This window comes from Mesorhizobium sp. P3_A10 (assembly GCF_056403175.1).
In genome coordinates, this window is record NZ_JBFUFZ010000001.1 from 408365 (window position 1) to 431783 (window position 23419).

The following is a 23419-nucleotide window of genomic DNA, read 5'->3' on the forward strand; positions in this document are numbered from 1 at the left end:
ACCGTCACTTTACCTCAAACTCTGGATCGACCGGGATCTGCATAGCCGTCACCAGATGGTTGGTCTGCCCGGCCAGCCCGATGATCGAAATCAGCTCGCCATGCTGCGCATCGGTCATGCCCTTGGCCCGCGCTGCCGCTGTGTGTGAATGGACGCAGTAGGAGCAGCCATTGGCGGTCGACACCGCGATATAGATCATCTCCTTCGTCAGCGGGTCGATGGCGCTGTCGGCAACCATCACCACCTTCAGCTGTTCCCAGATGCGCTTGAGCGCCGGGGGATCATTGGCCAGCCCGCGCCAGAAATTGTTGACGAAGTCGGATTTGCGCGTCGCGCGGATGTCATCGAACACGGCCTTCACAGCCGGGATCTTTTCCACCTCGGCATCGCTGAGAAGTCTTGTCGTGGCCATGGCATTTTCCCTTGGTTGAATCGGTGGATCAGGTTGTTGAATCAGGTCTCGAGCAGAGGCGGCTAACCGGCTTTTCTGATTCAGTTTTCGTGCGTACCGGAGCGCACCCTCGACGATTGGCCGAAGCACCTCAGCTTCGTCATCCTAGGGCGGAGCAGGCGCGAAGCGCCGTTGCGGAGACCCTAGGATCCATTCCGTGACGTCTATCGGAGTGCGCAGCGGCGCAGAATTCTGCACCGTGGCAGCGCATCTGAGTCCCGGCATGGATCCTCGGGTCTGCGCTGCGTCGCTACGCTCCTTGCTCCGCCCGTGGATGACGAAATGACGGGCGCCTCGGCTAGTCTCCACAGTGTTCGACCCAGCGGCGGTCCATTCGCTTCCTGCTTCAGCACCCTAATGCACAGCCGCGTACATGATCTTCTCCTCCGTAGCCTCCGCCGGCGAAAACTCCTCCACAATACGCCCCTGCCGGCACACCAGAATCCGGTCCGACAAGTTCATGATCTCCGGCAGGTAAGACGAGATGACGACGACGGCCAGGCCCTCATCAGCCAGCCGGTTGATGATCTGGTGGATCTCGGCGATGGCGCCGACATCGACGCCGCGCGTCGGCTCGTCGAGGATGACGATGCGCGGCTGCTGCACCAGCCCTTTGCCGATCACCACCTTCTGCTGGTTGCCGCCGGAGAGTTCGACGACGCGCGCATTGTCGTTGATCGCCTTGATGTTCAGCGTCTTGGTCCATTCGGCCGAGAGCTGCCGCATCTCCTGCTGGTTGATCACCCAGGCCTTTTCGCGCCCCGCCGCCAGCAGCCCGCCGAACAGATTTTCGGCGATGCCCATCGTCTCGAAAATGCCTTCGCTTTTGCGGTCCTCGGTGACGTAGACGATGCCGTCAGCCACCGCTTCGCTCGGCACGAGATAGCGCACAGGCCGGTCGTCCAGTTCGATGGCGCCGCCGCGCAGGAAATCGCGCTTGTAGATGCCGGAGACGATCTTGAACGTTTCGGTGCGGCCGGAGCCGATCAGCCCGAACACACCGGTGATCTGCCCCTCGAAGATCGAGAAGGACGTGTTGCGCACGACATTGCTCATCGAGATGTCCTGCACCGACAGCACCTTCTTGCCCGCCTTGCGCAGCTTGGCCTCGTCGCGCTGGCGGTAGATCTGCCCAGACAGCGTGCGCCCGACCATGGCAGCGACGATCCTGTCGCGGTCGAAGGCAGACGTGTCGTCGGTGATAACCAGCTCGCCGTCGCGCAAAATGGTGATGCGATCGGCAATCAGCAGCGCCTCTTCCAGCGCGTGGCTGATGAAGACGATCGACACGCCATTCGCCTTCAGCCGCCGGATCAGCGCAAAGAAATGCCGCTTCTCCTCCGGCGTCAGCGTCGCCGTCGGCTCGTCGAATATGATGATCTCGGCATTGTGGTGGACGGCGCGCGCGATCTCGACCATCTGCCGCTTGGCCGCTCCCAGCGTAGCCACCATAGCGTTGGGGTCGACGGGAAAGTTCAGCGACTGCAAAAACTGCTGCGCCGAGATGTACGTGCCGCGCAGCCGGTTGAGGAATTTTTCGGTGCCGAGATAGAGGTTCTGCGCCACAGTCATCGACGGCACCAGGCTGGTCTCCTGGAACACCATGGCAATGCCGGCTTCAAGCGCCGCGTGCGGCGAGGCGTAGGCGATCTCCTGGCCTTTGTGGAACATCTTGCCCGAGGTAGCGTCGACGACCCCGGCGATGATCTTGGTCAGCGTCGATTTTCCGGCGCCGTTCTCACCGAGCAGGGCATGGATCTCGCCCTTGCGCAGTTCGAAGCTGACATTCTTCACCGCGGGCACACCGCGATACGTCTTGGTGACGTTCTCGAGACGAACGATCGGTTCCATCAGAACCCTCCCGAAGCGATGTCGATGGACAGCACGCAGTCGCCGCCTCTGGAGGCTATGAACAACTGGCCATTCTTTTCGACGACGCTGCAGATGCCATGACGCGTGCCGTTGGCGCGGCTGTGCAGGCTGAATTGCGGCTGGAGCTTGTGGTCGAGTTTGACCACCAGCCCATAGGAGCGGCTCGGCGACCACGGCTTGTGGATGCCCATGGTGCGGATGCCGCCGCATTGCAGCGGTTCGAGAAAACTGCGGTTGGAAGCCAGCGCCGGTGCGATCCAGTAGGCAGGCGGCACCTGCTCGATCATGTCCTGCCGGTAGTGCGTCTCCTGCAGAGCGAATTCGATCAGCCGGTTGCGCGGCGCAAACAGGGTGAGCCAGGCGCCGCCATCGGCCGAAGGCGACAGCCGCGAGGGATAACCGGGCAGATGCGTCAGCACCGTCGAGCGGTCGCCCGTCGCGCCGTCAAACCGCACCAGTTGGTGACGCCAGCTTTCGCTGACCAGCACATCCCGACCGATGGGATAAAGCCCGTAGGGGAAAGCAATGTTGGAAGCCACTTTGCGGAAGTCACCGCCCGCAGCATCCCGCCTCCAAAGCGATCCGGACGCGCCCTTCTTCATCAGGTCGGCGGCCCATTGCGACGGCGAATGTTCAGCTGAACCATTGGCCAGCCACAGCGTGCCATCATCGGCATAAGCAAGTGCGGTGATGCAGCTGAGATCAGCCGGCAGCGAGACCTCCTTGCCTGATATCAACAGCTTGCCGCTCTCCAGCCCCACCGTCAGTTCGCCTGACGGGGACAGCGCCAGCGCGGTGATCGGCGACGGAAAGGTTTCGACCACCTTGGGCTCGGCACCGGCAGCTATCGAGTAGATGGCGTTGCCGCTGGAGGCGAGCAGCCGGTCACTGGAGACCAACAGATTGTCCGGCTCGGTCAGCCCAGCAAACGCCGGGGCATCATCCAGGCGCGTGTTGGGTCGGAAAGCGCCGTCTAGCGGCGGGATGGTCACCGCCTTGCCGCGAAACAGGTCGAGCACGGGATCGAGGATCATGGTTTCGCTCCCCAATAGGAAGCAGGGCTGGTCCACTTCGGGTCGGCGCCGGAAATCTTGTAGCGGCCGACGCGATTGTTGAGGATGCCGCCGACGAACAGATACCCCTTGTGCTCGCGCATCGAGGTGACCATCGGGTGCGCATCGCCAGAGAGGTCGCCCATCGCTTCGACGATGCCGCCGGTCTCGTTGAATTTCACCACGCCGCCGGTGTTGATGTTGGGAAACAGCCATTCGTCCTGCGGCAGCCGCCGCGTCATGCGCTTGCGCATATCGGGGTGGCGCAGCGACAGGTCGAAACTCGGCGTGCGCATGCCGAGCCAGGCCATCCAGTAATTGCCGTCGGAGGCGCGGTTAATGTTGTCGGGATAGCCCGGCATGTCGCGGATGACGCATTCGGCGGTGCCGGCCTTCGGCCCTTCCAGCCAGTAGCGATGCACGCGGCAGGCCCAGCTTTCGGCGAAGAACAGCGACTTGCCGTCATGCGCCATGCACACCCCATTGGTGTAGCGATAGCCGTCGAGCAACGTCTTCGTCGAACCGTCCTTCGGGTCGTAGACCAATAGGCGGCCGGTGGCGCGGTTCTCGATCGAGTCCAGTGCCCAGTCATGCGCGTCATAGCGCTTGGTGGAGTCGGTGAAGTAGATGCGGCCGTCCGGTGCGATGTCGCAATCATTGGGGTCGCGCAGCCGCGCATCGTCGACGATCGAAGTCCAGGAGCGCGAGGTCTCGGCCGACAGGCGCTTCACCTCTCGTTCCGGCGAGACGGAATAGAGCCCCATGGCGCCGACGCAACTGATCAGATTGCCTGATTTGTCGAAGGCGAGACCCAGCGGGAAACCACCAATATGGGCAAACACTTCCGATCTGACATAATCGGGCGCGAAGAAGCGGACGATCTCGCCATGGCGGGTGCCGCAATAGAGGTGGTCGTCGCGGTCGAGAATGACGTCTTCCGGCCCTTCCAGCTCGCCAAGCCCGATATGGTCGGCAGCCGACAGCCGGTTGTCGAGCTCATAGGGCGTGCCAGAGTCGGGTGCGGCCGACTGTGTTTCGCCCATCTTGAGATAGACCGGCGCGACATAGACCTCGTTGAGCACCTTGTGGCGGTTCTTCAACCAGCGAATGTCGATGGTCACCGCCACCGCCAGCATGATGCCCAGCACCATCTGGTTGGTGCCGGTGCCGTAGCCCAGCCGGATCAGTCCGTTGGTCATGGTCAAGACGATGATGGCGCCCATCAGCCCCTTGATCACCGAGCCGCGGCCACCGCCGAGGCTGACGCCACCGACCACCGCCGCCGTCAGCGCCATGATCTCGAGGTTGAGGCCGGTGCCCGGCCCTGCCCCGCTCAACCGGCACGCAATGAGGAAGCCGCCGATCGAGGCGCAGAAGCCTGAGAAGACATAGGTCATGAACACGGTGCGGCGCACGCGGATGCCGGCATTGTGGGCCGAGCGCCTGGAGCCGCCGACCGCCAGCACGTGCCATCCCGGTCGCGAGCGCGTCAGCGCGATATGGGTGACGATGGCGAGGATGATTGCCAGCCACACCGAAACGGAAAGCCCCCAGAAAGTGCTGTCGCCGATGAAATCCAGCACATCCGATGTCGCCGGGGAAAGCTGCACATCGGCGGCGTAGGTGGTGACGAGGATATCAAAGAGCGCCCGCCCGAAAATGAAAGTGACGAGCGTTGTGAGAAAGGCGCGCAGCCTGAGATAGCCGACGAGATAGCCGTTGATGGCGCCGAAGATCAGGCCCGTGGCAAGCGAGGCCGCCAGCGCCAGCCATATCGACTGTTCGAGGATGAAGAAGACATAGACGGCGGAAAAACAGGACAGCGCGAAGATCGAGCCGACCGACAGGTCGATGCCGCCGCCCAGCATGACCACCGTCATGCCGGTGACCACCATCGAGAACTCACCCAGCTGGCGCGTCGATTCCTGCAGTGCCGTCAGCTTGAAGAAGCCGGGAATGATCGAGCCGAAGGTTGCCAGCGTCGCCACCAGCGCCAGGAACGGAATGGCGTTGTCGGTCCAGCGCTTGGTCAGGATCTCGCCGACGACATGGTCGGGCACGAGATTGTAGCGCCAGGACTGGAGGCGTTCACGAAAGGACATCGGCTGCTGCTATTCCATGAGGGAACGAGGTGGCCGGAGCATTCCTGCCACCTCGTTTATTTCGGTAGAGAAAGCGGCTTATTTCGCCGCCGCTTCGGCCTGCAGCGCCTTCAGGTCCCAGCAGCTGTCGGGCTTGAGGTCGGCCTTGGTCGTCGCCTTTTCCAGCGTGTAGATATAGGTGTGCGACGTGCCGGCCGGCTGGCCGCTCTGCAGCAGGAACTTGATGATGGCGTTCATGTCGCCGGACTGGCGGGCAAGGTCGGTCATGACCACAGCGCCATAGGTGCCATCCTGCAGCTTGTCGCAATCGGCCGCCTTTTCGCCACCGCCGGTGGTGACCAGGAACACCTTGCCGTCGAGCTTGGCGTCGCGGATCGCGGCCGATGCGCCGGTCGCGTCGCCGTCCCAGAAGTCGATGATCGAGCAGACGTCAGGGTTCTGCTGCAGCATCGTCGTCGTTACGTTGCGCGAGGTCGTCGGATCCCAGTTGGAGTCGGGCTTGGCCACCACCTTGAAGTCGGGGTGCTTCTCCAGCACCTTCATGATGCCGGCATATTGGTAGAGGCTGGAAGAGTTCGCCTGGTCGCCTTGAACCAGCCCGATCTTCTTCGAGGAATTCTCGCCGCAGCCCTTGATCGCGGCTTCGGCCTCGAGCTGGCCAAGCCGATCCCAGTCGCTGCCGACAAAGGCGTCGGCCGGGAAGTTGGCCGGATTGTCGACCAGTATGACATAGGTGCCGGCGGCTTGCGCCTTCTTCATCAGCTTGGAATAGGAGTTGAGGTCCGGCGCGTGAATGATCAGCACGTCCGGCCTGGTGTCCGACGAAATGGCGTCGGTGATCGCCTGCGCGCCGGCATCGACAACCCAGTTCGGGTCGCGCGTTTCGAGGGTGCCGCCCCAGGCTTCGACTTCGGTCTTCAGATAGTGCGCCCAGCCCTGCGCCAGGTCGAAGCCCATAGCCAGCGGCACCAGCATGACGCGCTTGCCCTTGAGCGCCTGCGCATAGGCGGCAGGGCCCGGATCGTCCGCGGCAAAGGTCGGCGCCACGAAGGCGGTAACGGCCAGTGCCGTGGCAGCGGCCAAAAATGCTCTGATCAGTTTCATGTCACATCCTCTGTTTTCATCTATTGCCGGCCGGTCGGCATGACCCGGCCGGGTACCCCGAGCAAGATGGGCTAGCCCATCTGCTCTAAATATCGCCCTGTTGCGCAGTCTGTTCGTCGCGTGGATTGATGATGCCGTCGACGATGATGGCGCCGAGCAGGATCGCCGCCTTAATCAGGTTCTGGTAGAGCAGCGGAATGTCGATGATGGTCATGGCGTTCGACAGGATGCCGATCAGCGCAGCACCAACCAGCACGTTGCGCACGCCGCCGCGCCCGCCGGAAAGGCCGATGCCGCCGATCACCGCCACCAGCACGATGTCGTAGAGCAGCGTCGAATTGACGACGCGCGTATTGATCGAATGCAGGCTGGCTGCGGTCAGCAGACCGGCAACCAAGGCGACGAGAGCCGAGACGACATAGCGCAGCACCAGCATGGGCCGCACCGGAATACCGATGTTGCGCGCCGCCACCGGATTGTCGCCGGCGAAATAGATGTAGCGGCCCCATTTTGTGTAGCGCAGGAACAGGAAGAACAGAAAAGCCAGCCCGGCGAAGACGAAGACTTCGACCGGGATATCGAGGAAGCGCATGCCGCCCAGCAGTTCGACCCAATGTCCCTGCGGCACAGGCACGGCATCCTGCGTAATCAGTTGCGAGCGCACATAGCCGAAGACGAAGGAGCCGGTGGCGAGCGTCACGAAGATCGCCGGCACATCGGCATAGGCGACGAGAAAGCCGTTGAGCAGCCCGATGGCGAGAACGCCTGCCAGCACATAGGCGAAGGCCAGCCCGTCGGGCGTTCCCGAATTCAGCAGTTGCAGATACCAGGCGACCGACATCGCCATGATCGCCACCGCCGAGAGATCGATGCCCCTGCCGATGATGACGACGGCCATGCCGAGCGCCAGTATGCCCAGCACCGACACAGAACGCACGATGGCGACGAGATTACTCGGGTCGATGAACCCCGGCAGGCCGATTGCGGCAGCGGCGAACAGCACCACCGCGATGGCAAAGACAATGCCTTCCTGGTTCAGGCGCCTGAAATTCGGCCAGCCGATCGTGCTCATTGTCCGCATTCGCCCCGATGGCAGTGCTGCCATCCCGAAAACCGAAAGCTAATCGGCTCAACACCAATCCGTCAAATGAATCCGCGTTCAGAACCGTCGCCGGCGGCGATAATTGTCGAGTGGACGCATTGATTGCCTAAACTGGCGCAATGCGCGGAAACTCAAGCGTTTTTGGCAATTCATTGCGCCGACGAAGTCGCCTGCGAAAGCTCCGCTCCAAGGGCAACGCAAGAGGTGGAATTTCTGTCTGCGACAGGCAGGAAATACGCGGTCAATTCTCCGGCGAATGACCTGAAACCTCACCGCCCGCGGTCGGCGGCAGCGCCAGAAAACGAAACGACGCGACGAGCCCGATCACGCCGATGATCAGGAAGGCGATTCGGAAATCGACGAGGTCGAGCACTGACCGGCTCCTGGCGATTTGCGACAGGTTGAGGATGGCTGCCGCCACCGCGACGCCGAACAGCATCGCCATCTGTTGCAGCATCGAGGACAGTGTCGCCGCCGAACTGCGTTGCTGCGCGCCGATATCGGCGAAGGCCAGCGTGTTGAGTGCGGTGAACTGCATCGAGCGCGACAGGCCGGCGATCAGCATCAGCACCACCACCAGCACCTGCGGCGTCTGAGGCGAGATCGCCGCGCAGGCCATGATCGCCAATGAGGCGATCACACCGTTGATGACCAGCACCGAGCGGAAGCCGAAGCGCCGCAACGTCGGCGTCGTCACCGCCTTCATACCGAGGTTGCCGAGGAAATAGGCGAGGATCATCATGCCGGCATCGACCGGGCTCAAGCCGAAGCCGAGCTGGAACAGCAGCGGCAGCAGGAACGGCGTGGCGTTGATCGCGACCCGGAAAATCGTGCCGGCGGCAAGCGTCGAGATGGCGAAGGTCAGCACCTTGAAGGCCGAGAGGTCGAGCAGCGGATGTGGCGCGCGACGCAGATGCCGCACCGCCAGCCAGCCGACAAGGATGCCGGCGGCAAGCAGCGCCACCGTCGGCAAGATGCCGTCTTCCGGATGCGCAATGCGCTCGAGGCCGTAGAGCAGTGCGGCGAGCCCGATCGACGTCAGCACAAACCCTGGCCAGTCGAGCGGCCTGGTCTCGGCTTCACGGTCGCCGGGAATGAAGCGGGCGACCAGCGCCAGTCCCGCCAGGCCAAGCGGGATGTTGATGAAGAAATTCCAGTGCCAGGACAGATATGTGGTGATGAAGCCGCCAAGCACCGGCCCGACCACTGGCGCGAACAAAGCCGGCCAGGTGATCAGCGCGGTGGCGTTGATCAGCTCGGACTTCGACGCGTTGCGCAGCACCAGAATGCGACCAACCGGCGTCATGAGCGCGCTGCCCAGGCCCTGCACGGCGCGCGCCGCGACGAACTGGGTCAGATTCTCAGAGACGCCGCAGACAACCGAGGCCAGCGTGAACAGGGCGATCGCGATGAGGAAAATGTTGCGCGCGCCAAAACGGTCGGCGAGCCAGCCGGACAGCGGCACGAACACCGCCATGGTCAGCATGTAGACGGTGATGCCGATGCTCATCGCCACCGCCGGCACGCCGAAGGACTGGCCCATCTGCGGCAATGAGGTCGAGATGATCGTCGAGTCCAGCAGCTGCATGAAGAAGGCGACGGCGACGATCAGCGCCACGCGCCGCGCCTGGCGCGCCGGCATTGCTACCGATGATTGGGGCGAGGCTTGGTTTTCGGGGATGGCCGTCATGACGCGTCGGTTTGAACAGTATTTGGGCAATGTCGTCCAGACACTGCGCCAACAAACTTTCGTGTCGCGTCGCGGCCTGTTATGGAAAGAACGGGCTGCCTCGGAACCCCGCACGCATGAAGCCTGTCTATATCGACTATCTCAACGCCCTCGATATCGATGCCCTCGATATGACCGATGCCGAGATCATCGACGCGGTCGAGGCTGGCCTCGTCGCCCAGGGCAACGGCCAGACGGTGATCGAGCCGCGTGTCCATCTCGAGCCGGACCCGTCCTTTCACGGTCATTTCAACGTTTTGCGCGGCTACGTCGCGCCGCTCGATACGGCGGGCGTCAAGATCGTTGGCGACTATGTCGACAATTACCTGCACGGGCTCCCTTCCGAATTCGGCATCCTCAATCTGTTCGATCCGCGCACCGGCACGCCGCGCGCCATTCTCGACGCCACCGTCATCACCGACATGCGCACCGGCGCCGTCACCGCCATCGGCGCTAAACACCTGGCGAAGAAGACGTCGAAGGTTCTTGGCCATATCGGCGCGCGCGGCACCGCCTACTGGAACGTGCGCCTGCTCGACCATCTCTTCGACTTCGACGAGATTCGCGTGCATTCGCGCCGGCCGGAAAGCCGCGATGATTTTGCCGCCAAACTGTCCGCCGATCTCGGCAAGAAGGTCACGGCGGTGGCCGATTGGAAAAGCTGCGTCGAAGGCGCCGACATCGTCGTCGAGGCCTCGCGGCTGCCGGAACCGCAGCCATTGCTGAAGACCGATTGGATCAAGCCGGGTGCGCTGGTGGTGCCCTATGGTACGATGAGCGCGGTCGAGCTATCCTTGACCGACATCATGCAGAAAATGGTCGTCGACGATTGGGGTCAGTGCAAGGGTGGCAAGTTCGGCTCGCTGCGCGCGCATGTCGAGACCGGACGGCTGAGCGAAAAGACGCTGCATGCCGAACTCGGCCAGATCGCCGCCGGGCTGAAACCGGGACGACTGAGCGACGACGAGACGATCCTGTTCTGGCATCGCGGGCTGTCGCTCTCCGACATTGCGCTGGGCAAGGCGATGCTGGCCAAGGCGCAGGCGCAAGGCATCGGCCAGCGGCTGCGTTTCGCATGAACGCGCTCGTCCTCACCGGAGCCAGCATCAGCATCGAGGATGTCGCCAGCGTCGCTCGCGGCGGCCGCAAGGTCGAGGTGGCGCCCGCTGTCATCGAGAGACTCGACAAGGCGCGCAAAGTGCTCGACCAGGCCGCTGCTGCCGGCGAGCCGATCTATGGGCTCAACACCGGGCTCGGCGCCAATCTTGGCACCGCTGTCAACGGCGACGCCAGCGCCTTCCAGCGCCAGCTTTTGGAAGGACGCAGCGGCGCGGTTGGCGACTCGCTGCCGCAGGAAACCGTGCGCGCGACGATGCTGGCCCGCGCGGCGATGCTCTCAGCCGGCGGTTCGGGCATTTCGGTAGGAGTCTTCGCCGCCCTCGTCGAAGCGCTCAATGCCGGCGTCTATCCGGTGATGCCATCGCTGGGTTCGATCGGCGCCGGCGATCTGGTGTTGATGGCAACGCTCGGCCGCATGCTGACTGGCGACGGTGAAGCCGATTTTCAGGGCCGGCGCATGCCGTCGGCCAAGGCGCTGATGTTGGCCCGCCTGACCCCGATCAGTCTGGCGTCCAAGGACGGACTGTCGCTGATCAACGCTTCCGCCGTGTCCACCGGCAGCGGCGCGCTGGCGGTCGCCGATGCGCTGTCTGCCTTGATGCAACAGCAGCAGGCCGGCGCGCTGACCATGGAAGCCATCGGCGCCAACCAGACGATCCTCGATCCGCGGCTTCACGCGGCACGGCCGGCCGCCTGCCAGCAGGTCGCGGCGAAGGAGTTGCGCGAATTGCTGGCGCGAAACGAGCTGCCGGCGCCGACAAGTTTGCAGGACCCGCTATCGATCCGCTGCATGCCCTCGATCCATGGCGCGCTGATCCATGCGATCGATCAGGCACGGCAAGCCGTCGAGATCGAACTCAACGCCGCCGCCGACAACCCGCTGGTGCTGGGCGACGACGAACTGGTGCTGTCGACCGGCAATTTCCACACCGCGTCGCTGGCGCTGGCCTTCGAGACGCTTGGCCTGGCCATCGCTCAAACGGCTGCCGCCTGTGCCGCCCGCTTCATCCAGCTCACCGGCTCAGGCCGCAACGGCCTGCCCAAATATCTGTCCCCGGCCGGTGGCGCCTCGGCCGGCTTCGTGCCGCTGCAAAAGACGGTGACGGCGATCCTGGCCGCCATTCGCCACAAGGCCAATCCGGTGATGCTCGATTTCTTGGCCGTCTCCGAAGGCGTCGAGGACCACGCGACGCAAACCCTTTTCGCCATTTCGAAATGTGCCGAGATGATCGGCCTGTGGCGGCGGCTGATTGCCCTGGAATTGATGGCCGCCGCGCAGGCGGTCGATTTGCGCGAAGGACTGACGCTGGCGCTGGCCACCGGCGTGATCCATGCGGCGGTACGCGTGCTCGTCCAGCCGCTCAGGGAAGACCGGCCGCTCGGCATCGACGCCGAGACGCTCTACGCCACCCTCGCCAACGGCAGCTGGCAGGCGTAGCCGGTCGGCCGCACTTCCTTCAAGCCACCCCATCGACCTTGTTCAGAAACAGGCGAAGCTGCTGTGGGTCCATGTGCACGACATGCCGGTCTTCGGGATAGGCCAGGCTGTTGACGTCGGCGACATATTCGGAGAACGCGGCGATGCGCTCCGCTTGCAAACGATCATATTCGGCGGCGAAATTGCGATAGACCTTGGAGTGGCGGGGCATGTGGCCCCGGTTCTGGCCAAGAATGTCGTCGGCGAACAGGTACTGCGCATCGCAGCCTGTGCCGGCGCCCATCGACAGCATGATCAGCGACGTCCGCTCGGAGATTGCCTTGGCCACCTCGACCGGAACCACTTCGATTTCGGCGCCGACGGCGCCGGCGGCCTCATACTGCTTCACCGCCTCGAAGATCTGCATCGCGGTATCGGCGGTCTTGCCGACCGCCTTGAAGCCGCCGGTCCAGGTGGCGCGCGAAGGAATGAGACCGACATGGCCGATCACCGGGATGGCGTCGTCGGCCAGCCGCTTGACGGTGGCAAAACCGGCGCTGCAATAGACCGCGTCGGCACTCGCCTTGTAGAGCCGAAACGCCCAACGGATAAAATCGTCGGCGGTACCGATCTCATAAAAATTCTCGCCCGGCATGGTGAACAGGCTGGGCGCCGCATCACGATACTGCGGGTTGAGCACCAGCTCCGGCGGCACCGATACGATGTCGACCCCTGCCCGCTCGGCGGCCTCGGCCTCGTCCATCGTCAGCACGCGCAGCATGGTCAACTGGCGCTTGCCCTTCATGGCGCGCAAATCCGCCACCGTCGGTCTTTTCCGGCTCATCGATCTTGCTTCCTCGTGTTGCGGCTACGGCAGGCCCGTCAGGGTTCTTATTTGAGCATGATCTTTTCCGAAAACCGGTCTCCACTTTTCGGGATCAAGCTCTAGATCTCTATCATCACTTTGCCAGCCTCGACCTTGACTGCATAGGTCCTGAGATTGACGCAGACGGGCGCGCCCTTGGCGGCACCTGTCTTGTAATTGAAACGGCCATTGTGCTTGGGGCATTCGATGATGTCGTCCATCACCAGCCCATCGGCCAGATGCGTCTTCTCATGCGTGCAGAACCCGTCGGTGGCGAAGAACTCGTCGTCGGGCGAGCGATAGATCGCGAAGCTGCGGCCGCCATGGTCGAAGCGGATGACATCCTCTTCGTCGACGTCGTCGACGGCGCACGCTTCAACCCACTCGGCCATTCTTGTCTCCTGCTGAGGCCGGTAGCCTATTCCGCCGCCGCCGACATGTTCAATTCGTGGAATTCGCCCCGATAGGGCCGCGCCGTCGCCGGCAGCTCGCGCTTGAGGAAATAGTCCTCGTACTTGAGCTGCTTGAGCATCACCGGCCAGACCTCGCGGTAGGCATGCCACATCGACGGGTTCGGCTCGGGCAGATCGTGCTTGATCAACTCGTGCAGCCGAGGCAGCGCATGATAGGGCACCATCGGGAACATGTGATGCTCCACATGGTAGTTCATGTTCCAGTAGATGAACCGGCTGATCGGGTTCATGTAGACGGTGCGGGTGTTGAGCCGGTGGTCGACGACATTGTCGGCGAGACCGATGTGCTGCAGCAGGCCGGTCAGCACCATGTGCCAGCTGCCGTAGAGGCGCGGCAGGCCGATGATCATCAGCGGCAGGAACGACCACATGGTGAGCGCCAGCGCGATCGTCGCGACATAGATGGCGACATGCCAGCGTGCGGCCGTGATGACCTTCGGCTGCTCCATCTCGGGGATGTAGCTTTTCTCGTCGGGCGAAATGTTGCCGAAGGCGTTGCGCACAAGCGTCGGCAGCGAATAGCGGAAATCGAGTATGCCGGTGAAGGCAAGCGCGGCGCGAAGCAGGTCCGGCGGGCGCATGACCGCGATTTCGGCGTCGCGGCCGACGATGATCGTGTCGGTGTGGTGGCGGGCATGGCTCCAGCGCCAGGTCACCGGATTGCGCACCACCATGAAGCTGGCGATCTGATAGATCGCGTCGTTCATCCAGCGCGTCCGGAACGCTGTGCCATGGCCGCATTCGTGCCAGCGCGAGTCGCTGGACGAGCCGTAGAGCAAGCCATAGACGAAGAAGAACGGCACGCACCACCATGTGCCCCAGAACCAGATGCCGCCGGCGGCGGAACCCAGTATGGCTGATATCCAGATGATGGTGTCGCGGATCGCCGGGCCGTCCGAGCGCTGCATCAACGCCTTCATCGCCTTGCGCGAGACATCGGTGTGATACCATTCGGCCGAGGCCAGCCCGGTTGCGATCGCCCGCCGCGTGCTTTCGCCGACCAGGCTGTAGTCGCGCTTATTCTGCGTCACATCGACCTCCGATTTCCGGCCCGCCAGCCGAAGTTTGTCATCCCGGTCATGCCCTGCCCGCCAATTTTGGGAAATTGCCCGACGGCTTCGGGTAATCCTCGCGCGGTTGCTGCGCGATGGCAGCGATCCGGCGCTCGGCAGCGATGATCTCATCAGTGCCGTCGAGCACGCGGAACACCGCATCGTAGGAACGGCTTTCGCCATGCTCCAGCCAGATCATCTCGCCGCGTTCACGGGCTGCGAGATTGCCGAGCACATGATGCGTCGACGGCTCGATGCCCAGCGCATACTGGCCGGCCTGGAAATTCTGCCACTGATAGGCGCACGGCAACTGGTCCTTGCGCGTCACCACTTCGAAGCCGAGGCCGAGCCGGTCGTTGACCACCGCCACCGGCACCTCGCCGGCGGCATTGGCCGCCATTTCATGCTGCCAGACCTGCTCGCTGAACCCCAGTTGCGGCGCCGGCATCGTACGGTAGCCGACCTTCTGCGCCTCATAGCGGTCGCCGGCGTGTCCGGCCCAAACCACGTCCTTGACCGGCGCCAGATAGCGCGAGCCTTCGTCGAGCAAGGGATGGCTGACATTGATGTGATAGAAATACATATGCGGCGTGCGGTTGAAGCCGTGATTGACGACGCGGTCTGAAAGCCGGATTTCGTTGCCGCCGACATCGGCCTCGATGCGGCGCAAAAGATGCAAATCCTCGCCGAACACCGTCGACTGCTGGACGATCGCCTCCGCCCACAGCACGCAGCGGTCGCCATCCCAGGCCTCGCCATAGCCAGTCAGCCGCGCCGGGATGGTGCCGACGCGGCCATGCAGCGAATGGACCACGCTCTTCTTGCCGGGGTAGTTGTAGGTGTCGGCCGGCACTTCATCGCGGCCCAGAATGTGATCGAGCCCGCAGGTCAAGAGCAGGCCGGAAAACGACCGCGCCCAGCCCAGACCCTGCTCGCCTTCATAGTCATGCAAACCGGGATGACGAAAGCCGCTCGGCGAATGCCAGCCGATCGCCTGGCCCCTGAAGTCGCAATCGGCGATATCGAGCGCCCGGTCGACCAGCGTCGTGAAGCGCAAGCCGGAGCCGGTGCGGAATTCGAGCATGCGGATGCCGCGCTCGACGCCGTCGCCGAGCGTCATCAACCGCACGCCGGCAAACTGCGACAGCATGCCCGAACGTTCGCTGACCTGCCGGCGCGAAAGCGTCTTGCCGTAAAGCTCTACCATGTGCCGGCCGCTTCTCTCACTTGGCTGTGGCGCTGCGCCGCCGCAAAGCGGCGACGCAAGGTGTGTTGGTGTCAAAGGCCGTTGGCGCGGAACTTGTCGTCGAGGAATTTCTTGGCGCGCGGCACGTCGTCTTCCGAGAGATGCTCGATGATGACAGGAATGTTCGGGTTCTTCTGCGCCAGGCGCTGCAGATAGAGATCATAGTTGAGCGAACCGGTGCCCGGTGCGTTGAGCACCATTTCGCCGACGCCGCGGAAGGTGTGCGAGGCGAGCGCGTCGTCATCGCCGATATCGGCGTGCTTCTCGCTCTTGTCGTCGCCGGCGCGCGCGACATCCTTGGCATGCGCAATCTTGACCTTGTCCGCCAGCGTGTCGAACACCTGGTTCAGCACCTTGTCCATCTGGTCGATGTTGTGGCTCTCGAAGTAGTTGGTCGGGTCCATCAGCAGGCCGAGACCGGGATGGTCGACCTGCGCGAACATGCGCACCGTTTCCTCGACCGAGCCGACAACGTTGTTGACATAGGTTTCGAGCAGGAACATCGAGCCGTGGTCGTAGGCTTCCTGCGCCAGCTCGGCGATCACCTTGCGGCACATCTCGAAGCCCTCTTCGGACTTGTTCTTGGGATCGCTCATCCACTCGCTCTCGGTGTTGTAGGTGCCGGTCTCCGAGATCACGTAAGCACTGCCGAGCTGGCGGGCATTGCGGATGATTTCCTTCAGCCGTTCGACATTCGCCTTGCGGTGCGCGAGGTCGGGATGAATGACATTGGTGTAGCCCGAGATGCAGCAGATCGGCAGGTCGTAGCCGCGAAACGTATCGCGGACCTTCTTCGCCTTGTCCTTGGTGATCTGGCCGGCCGACAGGTCGATATCCTTGAAATGCAGGTCGAGCTGCACGGTGTTGAAGCCGTGGCCGCGAATTTTCTTCGCCGTCTCTTCGAGCCCGTAGGGGAAATACCCCGTAAAAATCCCGGATTGCATCATGGTGTGAAGTCCTCCCTGTAAGCGATTCAGTTGATTGAAGTTGTCGAGATTTCCGAAAGCTTGACCGTGCGGCCCTTGTCGATCGAGCGGTAGCCGGCTTCGACCAGCGCCATGGTCTTGACGTTGTCGGCGACGGAGAGCGACGGCGGCGTTCCGGTCTTCACCGCGTACTGGAGCTGTTCCATGACGCCGATGAAGGCATGCGGGAACCACATCGTGTCCCAGCTGGGCGTCACCCATTTGCCGTCGGTGGTCTCGGTCGAGGCGTAGGTCAGCGTCGAGGCCGAGCCTGTCGGCCAGCCGATCGTGCCCTTGGCGACGCCTTTGGTGCCGTCGACGCGCCAGCTGATGTGCTGGTCGTCCTTGTAGCCATCCTGGCGCGGACCCGACCAGACATCCTCCAGCGACACGGCGAGCACGCCGGAGGGAAAGCGCAACGTCGACACGGTGATGCCGTCCGAATGGTCGAATCTTGTGCGCGGGTCCTTGCGGGTCAGCGTGGTGATCTCGTCGGGATCGCCGAACAGGAAGCGCAGCACGTCGAGATGGTGCACGCTCATATTGGCGAGCGTCAGCCGGTCGTAGTCCTCGAGAAAAGTCTGCCAGTGCGGGATGGCGTGCATGTCGATCTGCGCGAAGACGATGTCGCCCAGCGCGCCGCTGTCCATGATCTGCTTCAAGACGCGCATCGACTGGTCGTAGCGCATGTTCTGGTTGACCGAGAGGATCTTGCCGGCCTTGGCCGCTTCGTCGCGCAGCTCGATCGCATCCTTGAGCGACAGCGCCAGCGGCTTCTGCGCCAGGATCGCCTTGATGTGCTTCTGCTTCAGCGCATGGCGGATCAGCGCCGGCTGCTGGTCCGGCGGAAAGGCAAGGTCGATGATCTCGACATTTTGATCCTCGATCAGTTGTTCCGGCGTGTCGTGGACGGTCGGAATGCTCCAGCGCTTTGCCACCTTCTCGGCGCTGGCCTTGGTGCGCGAGGCGATCGCCACCACGGGAAAGCCGGCCTCCTTGTAGGCGGCCAGATGGCATTCGGCCATGACCATGCCGGCGCCGACGCAGCCGATCCTGTATTCCTTCGTGCGGACCTTCACGTCTGGCTCGAAGCCATTGCTTGCCATCTGGTCCTCCCGAAATTCTTCTCTGAGCGTCGCCGTCATCGTGCCAGCGCTCCCCCGCTTTGTCCGAAATAATGCACGCGGGCCGGCTCGCAGGATATCGCCACCATCGCGTCCGGCCGGATGTCGGGCTGGCCGCGCAGCAATGCCCTCAGGCGTGCCTGCCCGGCGGCCAGCGTTACCACCGTGTAGCCGCCGAGCGGCTCGACCTCGAACACCCGCGCCGGGCGGCTTGGCGCCCCATCCGACCATGGCCCGACCTTGATGTCTTCCGGCCTGAGGCCGATCTCGACTGCATCGCCAGGGGCCGTTCTGTCAGCGATGCGGATTGCGCCTTCCGCCGCCTCGACACCACCGGCGCCGCGCACCGATTTCAGGATGTTCATCATCGGCGAGCCGAGCAGTCGCGCCACATAGGTGCTCGCCGGGCGGTCGTAAATTTCGGCCGGCGCGCCGATCTGCCGGATCTTGCCGTTCTCCAAGATGGCGATGCGGTCGGCGACCGACATCGCCTCCTCCTGGTCGTGCGTGACATAGATCAGCGTCTTGCCGAGCTCGCGCTGGATGCGCTTCAGCTCGACGCGCGTCTCCTCGCGCAGCCGGGCATCAAGCGCCGATATCGGGTCGTCCATCAGGTAGGCGGAGGGATCGCGCACCAGGGCGCGGGCGATCGCCACGCGCTGCCGCTCACCGCCCGAGAGCTGCGCCGGCGGCTTATGCAGGATATGGCCGATATGCAGTTTCGCCGCGACGTCGGCGACCCGCTTTTTGATCTGGAGCTCGGCGACCCCGCGTTCGACCAGCGGGAAGCGCACATTGTCGAGCGCGCTCATATGCGGGAACAGCGCCAGGTTCTGGAACACCATGGCGACGTTGCGCTCGGCCGGCGACACCGCATTGACCGGCTTGCCGCCGATCAGGATCTCGCCCACATCCGGCGTTTCGAGACCCAGCACCAGCCGCAATATCGTCGACTTGCCCGACAGAGGCGGACCGAAAAAGCAAAAAAACTCGTTGTCGTTGACCGTGAACGAGGCGTCGTCGACGGCCAATGTCTTGCCGTAGCGTTTGGTCACATGGCGGAAGACGATATCGGCCATGATCTCAGTCCGCTTTCATGGCAAGGCCGGTGGCGGCGTCGAAGATGCGTACCGACCGCGCGGCCGGCGCGAGGATGGCGGTTTGCCCGATCGCCAGACCGACATCATTGTCGAACACCGCCTTCACCGCGTTCTCACCCTCGCCGAGATGGACGATGGTGCGCGCGCCGATCCGCTCGACGAAGGTCACCGGCATCGACAGGCCCGGGCCGTGCGGCACCAGCGTCACCTGCTCCGGGCGAAAGCCGTAGAACACTTCGCGGCGCGCACGGCGCACGGAGGCGGCGATATCGTCCGGCAGCGGCGGTGTGGCGCCGAGCGGGCCGAGGTCGACGACCAGGCCGCGATCGCTTTCCGCCAGCCAGCCCTTGAGCAGGTTCATGCCCGGCGCGCCGATGAAGCGGGCAACGAAGAGATTGGCCGGACTGTTGTAGACCTCGAGCGGCGTGCCGACCTGCTGCAGCACGCCATGATCCATGACGGCGATGCGGTCGGCCATTGTCATGGCTTCGAGCTGGTCGTGGGTGACATAGACCATGGTCTGCTTGAACTGGCGCTGCAGCTGCTTCAGTTCGGTGCGCATGACAGCCCGGAAAGCGGCGTCGACATTGGACAGCGGCTCATCGAGCAGGAAGATCGCCGGCTCCATGATCGCCGAGCGGCCGATCGCCACCCGCTGCAGGATGTTGACCGACAGCCGGTCGGCCTTGCGGTCGAGCAGCGGCGTCAGCTGCAGCATCTCGGCAATGGCGCCGACGCGACGGTCGATCTCCGCCCGCGCAGCACCACGCATCTTCGGTCCGTAGCCAAGGTTCTGGCGCACCGTCATATGGGTGAAGATGGCGTAGTTCTGGAAGACGAAGCCGACGCCGCGCCGGCCCATCGGCACGCCGGCCATGTCGCGTTCGCCAAACAGGATCTTGCCGCCGGTCGGCTCTTCCATGCCGGCGATCATGTTCATCGTCGTCGACTTGCCGCAGCCGGAAGGGCCGAGCAGCGCCATGAACTCGCCATCGGCGATGGCCAAGTCCATCGTCTTCAGCGCGGTGAAGTCGCCGAACTTCTTGACCAGGTTCTGCAAATGGATGGCGCTCATGCCGGCACCTCTCGCGCCATGCGCTTCATGGCAAACACCGCGGCGATCGACAGCACGATCAGGATGGCCAGCGCGATTGCCGCGACGTAGCCCCAGATCAGGTCCTGCGTGGTGAGCTTGTAGATGTAGACGGAGATGGTTTCGGTGGCGACGCCGGGGCCGCCGCCGGTCATGATGTAGAGCGTGTCGAAGATCTTGAAGTTCTCGATCACCCTGATCGCCAGCGCGATGATGATGATCGTCTTCATCTTCGGCAGCACGATGGTGACGAAGCGCTGCCACGGATTGGCGCCGAGCAGCGTCGCCGCCTTGATCTGGTCCTCCGGCACGCCGACCAGGCCGGCGAGCAGGATCAAAAACATCAGCGGCGTCCACTGCCAGATGTCGGCGACCATGATGGCAAACAGCGCCAGTGTCGGGTCCGACAGCCAGGCGATCGTCACCGGAGAACCGGTGAGCGACGACAGGATGTCATTCACCGGACCACCCGACTGGAACAGCATGAAGAACATGTAGCCGGCCACCGCCGGCACCACCATCATCGGCATCAGCAGGATCGAGTAGAAGATGCGCTTGCCCGGAAATTCGTCGGCAAACAGCGTCGCCAGCGCCAGTCCGAGCAGGAATTCGACCGGCACGCAGACGATCATGACAATGGCGGTGCGCTTCAGCGCGCTCCAGAAGCGCGCATCGGCGGCAAGATCGGTGTAGTTGGCAAAGCTGTTCCACATCGACCAGGCGTTCCACCAGCCAAGGCCCGACAGCGGCGACCAGTCGGTGACGCTGATGTAGAGCTGCATCAGCAGCGGGAAGACGGAGATGAACAGCACCAGGATCTGCGCCGGCAGCGTCAGCCGGAAGCCGAGCTTTGCACCGTCGTCCCGCTGGGCCGGCTTTGCCTGGACGGCGTTCATGTCGTCCTCCGAAATCGTTGCAGCCACCGCGCTCATTGCTTGAGCGCCCCGAAAGTCAGGCCGCGCACCAGATGGCGCTGGATGGCGATGCCCATGATGACCGGCGGCACGGCGGCGATGAGGCCAAGCGCTGCCTTGGCACCGTAGAGCTGTCCCGTCATCGAGGACGACAGCGAGGCCATGTAGACAGGGATCGTCACCCATTCGCGCGTCGTCAACAGCAGCGCGATCAGATAGTCCGACCAGTTGAGGATGAAGACGAAGAGTGCAGCACTCGCCAGCGGTGCGCGCATCATCGGCAGCGTGATGCGGGTGAAGACGCGCCACCGCGAACAACCCTCGACCAAAGCCGCTTCCTCGATCTCGCGCGGCATGTCGTCAAAGAAGGTTTTCATCAGCCAGAAGGCGAAAGGCAGAGTCACGATGCCGTAGATCAGCGACAGCCCCCACCAGCTGTCGGTGAAATTGAGGAAGGCCCACATAATCATGACGGGTGTCATGACAGCCATCGGCGGAAACAGCCTGAGCTGGATCAGCGCCAGCGGCAGGTTCTGCCCCGAGCCGAAGCGCGACAGCCCATAGGCGGCGGCAGTACCGGCCGACATGGCGATCGCCGTTCCAAACGTGGCCGACAGCAGCGACGACAGAATCGGTTTCAGCGCGTTGCGATCGAGCGCGACGATCAGATTGTTGGTGGACTCGCCGAAGACGAAACGGAAATTGCTGAGCGTAGGGTTTTTCGGCCACCAGGTCAGCTCGGCGCCGGTGGCCGACCATTCGGCGATCGGCTTGAACGCCATCGACACCATCCACAGGATCGGGATCAACGTCACCGCCATCGCCGCGACGATCGCGGCATAGCGGAATATCTCGAAGGGAATGGAACGCTTCATCTGGCTGCTTTGCTGGTGGCGTCGTTTAGCGGAGGGGAGGAGCGACAAGCCCCTCCCCTCCATCGCAATCCCGGGAGGAGGATCAGCTGATCGGATCGAGAACGGTCGGCCAGGCCTCCTTGTTGGTCTTGATGGCTTCGAGCAGCTTGTCCTCGCCGATGCGGCGGGCGATCTTCTTCCACTCGCTCTCGGTGTCGGCCATTGCCTGCTCTGCGGTCTTGGCCTTGGTCAGCGATGCCATCAGGTTTTCGTCCAGCGCATTGTGGAAGGCGGTGGCGCCGGGATAGTTGATGGTCGGCACGGTGCGCGCCACCGTCTCGCGCACCACGTCCATGTGGTAGGCGTGATAGGTCTGGCGAACCAGCGGATCGGAGAAGTCCGACAGCCGGAACGGGTCGAAATAGCCGCCCGGATTGGCGGTCATCCAGGCGTAGATGCGCGCGGAGCCCAACCATTGCAGCAGGAGATACGCGACCTCCTGGTTCTTCGACTGCGATGAGACCATGCCGGTCAGCGAGAACCACAGCACCGAACGGCTGATCAGCTTGCCGTCGATCTCGCGGCCGGGCGGCAGCATCGAGCCGATCTTGCCGGTGACCTGCGAGTCTTTATTGCCGGCATTGTCGAGGAATTTCGGCAGGTTGGAGAAGGCGCAGGTCATCGCCGCCCCGCCCTTGGCGAAGTTGCCGTACTGTTCGGGCCAACCCCACGAGATCGCGTCCGGCGAATGATGCGCCAGCGAGGCGATATATTCATTGGTGGCGGCGATGCCCTGTTCCGAGTTGATCAGCGGCTTGCCGTCATCGCCGAACAGGAACTGGTTGGGTGACGCCATCGAGACATAGCGCTGATACCAGTTGGTGTAGCCCCAGCCCTGGTTGCGCAGGTCGGTCGAGCCGAACAGTCCCTTGTCCGGGCGCTGGAAGAAGGCGGCGATGTCGCCGTGCTGTTTCCAGGTTTTCGGCGGCGCCAGGTCGTAGCCGTATTTGTCCTTGAACGCCTTCTTCTCGGCTTCGTCGCCGAACAGGTCGGTGCGGTAGACCCAGGTCTGGAAATCGCCATCCAGCGACACGCCATAGGTCGCGCCGCGATATTTGTTGAGCAGCGACACGCCCTTGGCGCCGTCGACATAGCCGGTCTTGGGGTCGTCCCACTCCGGCTTGTACTGCGCGACGAAGTCGTCGAGCTTGGCGATGCCGCCGGTTTCGGCGAGGTCGCCGAGGCGGTTCCACTCCGTCGAGTAGATGTCGTAGGCCCCACCCTTGGTGGAGATGTCCTGCATCGTCTTGGTGAATTCCTGGCCGTTCGGCAGGCCGACGATTTCGATCGGAATGCCGGTTTCCTTTTCCCAAAGGTCCTTGATCGACGGCGCGCCGGCCGGGAACGGCTGCGTCAGCTGGCCGATCGAGCCATCAGACAAGCCAAGCACGATCTTGGCCGGCGCCTTGCCGGCGCCCTTTAGCGCCTTGGCCGCCTCGATGGCGCGGCCTTCCGGCGTGTCGGCGCCATACTGATAGCGCTCGGCGCCATCGAAGCCGGTCGGGCCGCCGATCATGCCCGGCGCCAGCGCGTCGGCCGCAAAGGCGCGGCCGGGACGAATGAATTGCGGTGCGATACCTGCCGCGGCCACGAAGACGGCCGCCTTTCCACCGGACGCCAGCAAGCGGCGCCGCGACATGCGGATCAAATCAGACATTGAAAACTCCTCCCTCAAGGCCTTGTTCCTCCATGGCCTCGATGATTGATATTGACGGCACTATGCAA

20 protein-coding genes are annotated in these 23419 nt (G+C 63.3%); 2 read left to right on the plus strand and 18 right to left on the minus strand.

The window, feature by feature from the left end; all coding sequences use genetic code 11:
* Positions 1-4: 4 nt before the first annotated feature.
* The 7 genes from AC1DXU_RS01965 to AC1DXU_RS01995 all read right to left on the minus strand — a co-directional run bounded on the left by AC1DXU_RS01965 (position 5) and on the right by AC1DXU_RS01995 (position 9373).
* Positions 5-412 carry a carboxymuconolactone decarboxylase family protein gene (locus AC1DXU_RS01965; protein ID WP_477363678.1) on the minus strand — a complete coding sequence of 136 codons (408 nt, stop codon included), beginning with the start codon at positions 410-412 and terminating at the stop codon, positions 5-7.
* A 393-nt stretch (positions 413-805) separates the two neighbouring features.
* Positions 806-2302, minus strand: a complete 1497-nt coding sequence (locus AC1DXU_RS01970; RefSeq protein ID WP_477363681.1) for a sugar ABC transporter ATP-binding protein — start codon at positions 2300-2302, stop codon at positions 806-808.
* Positions 2302-3357 (minus strand): SMP-30/gluconolactonase/LRE family protein, encoded by a 1056-nt coding sequence (locus tag AC1DXU_RS01975; RefSeq protein WP_477363684.1) that lies wholly within the window; start codon positions 3355-3357, stop codon positions 2302-2304. Before AC1DXU_RS01975 ends, AC1DXU_RS01970 begins: the two co-directional genes overlap by 1 nt.
* Complete coding sequence (locus AC1DXU_RS01980; RefSeq protein WP_477363687.1) at positions 3354-5477, minus strand: ABC transporter permease; 2124 nt, start codon at positions 5475-5477, stop codon at positions 3354-3356. The genes AC1DXU_RS01975 and AC1DXU_RS01980 overlap by 4 nt, the downstream gene beginning before the upstream one ends.
* Before the next feature lie 78 nt (positions 5478-5555).
* On the minus strand, positions 5556-6581 hold the full coding sequence (locus tag AC1DXU_RS01985; RefSeq protein ID WP_477363690.1) for a sugar ABC transporter substrate-binding protein: 1026 nt from the start codon (positions 6579-6581) through the stop codon (positions 5556-5558).
* An 85-nt stretch (positions 6582-6666) separates the two neighbouring features.
* Positions 6667-7653 carry an ABC transporter permease gene (locus AC1DXU_RS01990; protein ID WP_477363693.1) on the minus strand — a complete coding sequence of 329 codons (987 nt, stop codon included), beginning with the start codon at positions 7651-7653 and terminating at the stop codon, positions 6667-6669.
* Between the two features lie 271 nt (positions 7654-7924).
* Positions 7925-9373 (minus strand): DHA2 family efflux MFS transporter permease subunit, encoded by a 1449-nt coding sequence (locus tag AC1DXU_RS01995; RefSeq protein WP_477363696.1) that lies wholly within the window; start codon positions 9371-9373, stop codon positions 7925-7927.
* A 116-nt stretch (positions 9374-9489) separates the two neighbouring features.
* Between AC1DXU_RS01995 and AC1DXU_RS02000 the strand changes: the two genes are divergently transcribed.
* Together AC1DXU_RS02000 and AC1DXU_RS02005 are read left to right on the plus strand one after the other, a co-directional pair.
* Complete coding sequence (locus tag AC1DXU_RS02000) at positions 9490-10491, plus strand: ornithine cyclodeaminase family protein (protein WP_477363699.1); 1002 nt, start codon at positions 9490-9492, stop codon at positions 10489-10491.
* Positions 10488-11969: an HAL/PAL/TAL family ammonia-lyase gene (locus tag AC1DXU_RS02005; RefSeq protein WP_477363702.1), complete on the plus strand. Its 1482-nt coding sequence runs from the start codon at positions 10488-10490 to the stop codon at positions 11967-11969. Before AC1DXU_RS02000 ends, AC1DXU_RS02005 begins: the two co-directional genes overlap by 4 nt.
* Positions 11970-11988: 19 nt before the next feature.
* On the opposite strand, the gene AC1DXU_RS02010 is transcribed toward AC1DXU_RS02005, so the two are convergent.
* The 11 genes from AC1DXU_RS02010 to AC1DXU_RS02060 all read right to left on the minus strand — a co-directional run bounded on the left by AC1DXU_RS02010 (position 11989) and on the right by AC1DXU_RS02060 (position 23351).
* Positions 11989-12792 (minus strand): 3-methyl-2-oxobutanoate hydroxymethyltransferase, encoded by an 804-nt coding sequence (locus tag AC1DXU_RS02010; RefSeq protein WP_477363705.1) that lies wholly within the window; start codon positions 12790-12792, stop codon positions 11989-11991.
* Between the two features lie 101 nt (positions 12793-12893).
* On the minus strand, positions 12894-13205 hold the full coding sequence (locus AC1DXU_RS02015; protein ID WP_477363708.1) for a MocE family 2Fe-2S type ferredoxin: 312 nt from the start codon (positions 13203-13205) through the stop codon (positions 12894-12896).
* Positions 13206-13231: 26 nt separating this feature from the next.
* The gene (locus tag AC1DXU_RS02020; protein WP_477363711.1) at positions 13232-14317 is read right to left on the minus strand and encodes a fatty acid desaturase family protein; all 1086 of its coding nucleotides are present in this window, start codon (positions 14315-14317) and stop codon (positions 13232-13234) included.
* A gap of 46 nt (positions 14318-14363) precedes the next feature.
* On the minus strand, positions 14364-15545 hold the full coding sequence (locus AC1DXU_RS02025; RefSeq protein ID WP_477363714.1) for an aldose 1-epimerase family protein: 1182 nt from the start codon (positions 15543-15545) through the stop codon (positions 14364-14366).
* A 71-nt stretch (positions 15546-15616) separates the two neighbouring features.
* Positions 15617-16531, minus strand: a complete 915-nt coding sequence (locus AC1DXU_RS02030) for a sugar phosphate isomerase/epimerase family protein (protein ID WP_477312270.1) — start codon at positions 16529-16531, stop codon at positions 15617-15619.
* A 26-nt stretch (positions 16532-16557) separates the two neighbouring features.
* The gene (locus AC1DXU_RS02035) at positions 16558-17655 is read right to left on the minus strand and encodes a Gfo/Idh/MocA family protein (protein WP_477363717.1); all 1098 of its coding nucleotides are present in this window, start codon (positions 17653-17655) and stop codon (positions 16558-16560) included.
* A gap of 35 nt (positions 17656-17690) precedes the next feature.
* The gene (locus AC1DXU_RS02040) at positions 17691-18752 is read right to left on the minus strand and encodes an ABC transporter ATP-binding protein (protein ID WP_477363719.1); all 1062 of its coding nucleotides are present in this window, start codon (positions 18750-18752) and stop codon (positions 17691-17693) included.
* A 4-nt stretch (positions 18753-18756) separates the two neighbouring features.
* A complete protein-coding gene (locus AC1DXU_RS02045; RefSeq protein WP_477363722.1) occupies positions 18757-19848 on the minus strand; it encodes an ABC transporter ATP-binding protein in 1092 nt (363 codons plus the stop codon).
* Positions 19845-20798 carry a carbohydrate ABC transporter permease gene (locus AC1DXU_RS02050; protein ID WP_477363725.1) on the minus strand — a complete coding sequence of 318 codons (954 nt, stop codon included), beginning with the start codon at positions 20796-20798 and terminating at the stop codon, positions 19845-19847. Before AC1DXU_RS02050 ends, AC1DXU_RS02045 begins: the two co-directional genes overlap by 4 nt.
* Positions 20795-21655, minus strand: coding sequence for a carbohydrate ABC transporter permease (locus tag AC1DXU_RS02055; RefSeq protein ID WP_477312275.1), 861 nt, complete (start codon positions 21653-21655; stop codon positions 20795-20797). Before AC1DXU_RS02055 ends, AC1DXU_RS02050 begins: the two co-directional genes overlap by 4 nt.
* An 82-nt stretch (positions 21656-21737) precedes the next feature.
* Complete coding sequence (locus AC1DXU_RS02060; RefSeq protein WP_477363728.1) at positions 21738-23351, minus strand: extracellular solute-binding protein; 1614 nt, start codon at positions 23349-23351, stop codon at positions 21738-21740.
* Between the last annotated feature and the right edge of the window lie 68 nt (positions 23352-23419).

Excerpts from the sequence above, each read along its gene's own strand:
- AC1DXU_RS01965 (WP_477363678.1), bottom strand. The coding sequence starts at position 412 with ATGGCCACGACAAGACTTCTCAGCGATGCCGAGGTGGAAAAGATCCCG.
- AC1DXU_RS01970 (WP_477363681.1), bottom strand. The coding sequence starts at position 2,302 with ATGGAACCGATCGTTCGTCTCGAGAACGTCACCAAGACGTATCGCGGT.
- AC1DXU_RS01975 (WP_477363684.1), bottom strand. The coding sequence starts at position 3,357 with ATGATCCTCGATCCCGTGCTCGACCTGTTTCGCGGCAAGGCGGTGACC.
- AC1DXU_RS01980 (WP_477363687.1), bottom strand. The coding sequence starts at position 5,477 with ATGTCCTTTCGTGAACGCCTCCAGTCCTGGCGCTACAATCTCGTGCCC.
- AC1DXU_RS01985 (WP_477363690.1), bottom strand. The coding sequence starts at position 6,581 with ATGAAACTGATCAGAGCATTTTTGGCCGCTGCCACGGCACTGGCCGTT.
- AC1DXU_RS01990 (WP_477363693.1), bottom strand. The coding sequence starts at position 7,653 with ATGAGCACGATCGGCTGGCCGAATTTCAGGCGCCTGAACCAGGAAGGC.
- AC1DXU_RS01995 (WP_477363696.1), bottom strand. The coding sequence starts at position 9,373 with ATGACGGCCATCCCCGAAAACCAAGCCTCGCCCCAATCATCGGTAGCA.
- AC1DXU_RS02000 (WP_477363699.1), top strand. The coding sequence starts at position 9,490 with ATGAAGCCTGTCTATATCGACTATCTCAACGCCCTCGATATCGATGCC.
- AC1DXU_RS02005 (WP_477363702.1), top strand. The coding sequence starts at position 10,488 with ATGAACGCGCTCGTCCTCACCGGAGCCAGCATCAGCATCGAGGATGTC.
- AC1DXU_RS02010 (WP_477363705.1), bottom strand. The coding sequence starts at position 12,792 with ATGAGCCGGAAAAGACCGACGGTGGCGGATTTGCGCGCCATGAAGGGC.
- AC1DXU_RS02015 (WP_477363708.1), bottom strand. The coding sequence starts at position 13,205 with ATGGCCGAGTGGGTTGAAGCGTGCGCCGTCGACGACGTCGACGAAGAG.
- AC1DXU_RS02025 (WP_477363714.1), bottom strand. The coding sequence starts at position 15,545 with ATGGTAGAGCTTTACGGCAAGACGCTTTCGCGCCGGCAGGTCAGCGAA.
- AC1DXU_RS02030 (WP_477312270.1), bottom strand. The coding sequence starts at position 16,531 with ATGATGCAATCCGGGATTTTTACGGGGTATTTCCCCTACGGGCTCGAA.
- AC1DXU_RS02035 (WP_477363717.1), bottom strand. The coding sequence starts at position 17,655 with ATGGCAAGCAATGGCTTCGAGCCAGACGTGAAGGTCCGCACGAAGGAA.
- AC1DXU_RS02040 (WP_477363719.1), bottom strand. The coding sequence starts at position 18,752 with ATGGCCGATATCGTCTTCCGCCATGTGACCAAACGCTACGGCAAGACA.
- AC1DXU_RS02045 (WP_477363722.1), bottom strand. The coding sequence starts at position 19,848 with ATGAGCGCCATCCATTTGCAGAACCTGGTCAAGAAGTTCGGCGACTTC.
- AC1DXU_RS02050 (WP_477363725.1), bottom strand. The coding sequence starts at position 20,798 with ATGAGCGCGGTGGCTGCAACGATTTCGGAGGACGACATGAACGCCGTC.
- AC1DXU_RS02055 (WP_477312275.1), bottom strand. The coding sequence starts at position 21,655 with ATGAAGCGTTCCATTCCCTTCGAGATATTCCGCTATGCCGCGATCGTC.
- AC1DXU_RS02060 (WP_477363728.1), bottom strand. The coding sequence starts at position 23,351 with ATGTCTGATTTGATCCGCATGTCGCGGCGCCGCTTGCTGGCGTCCGGT.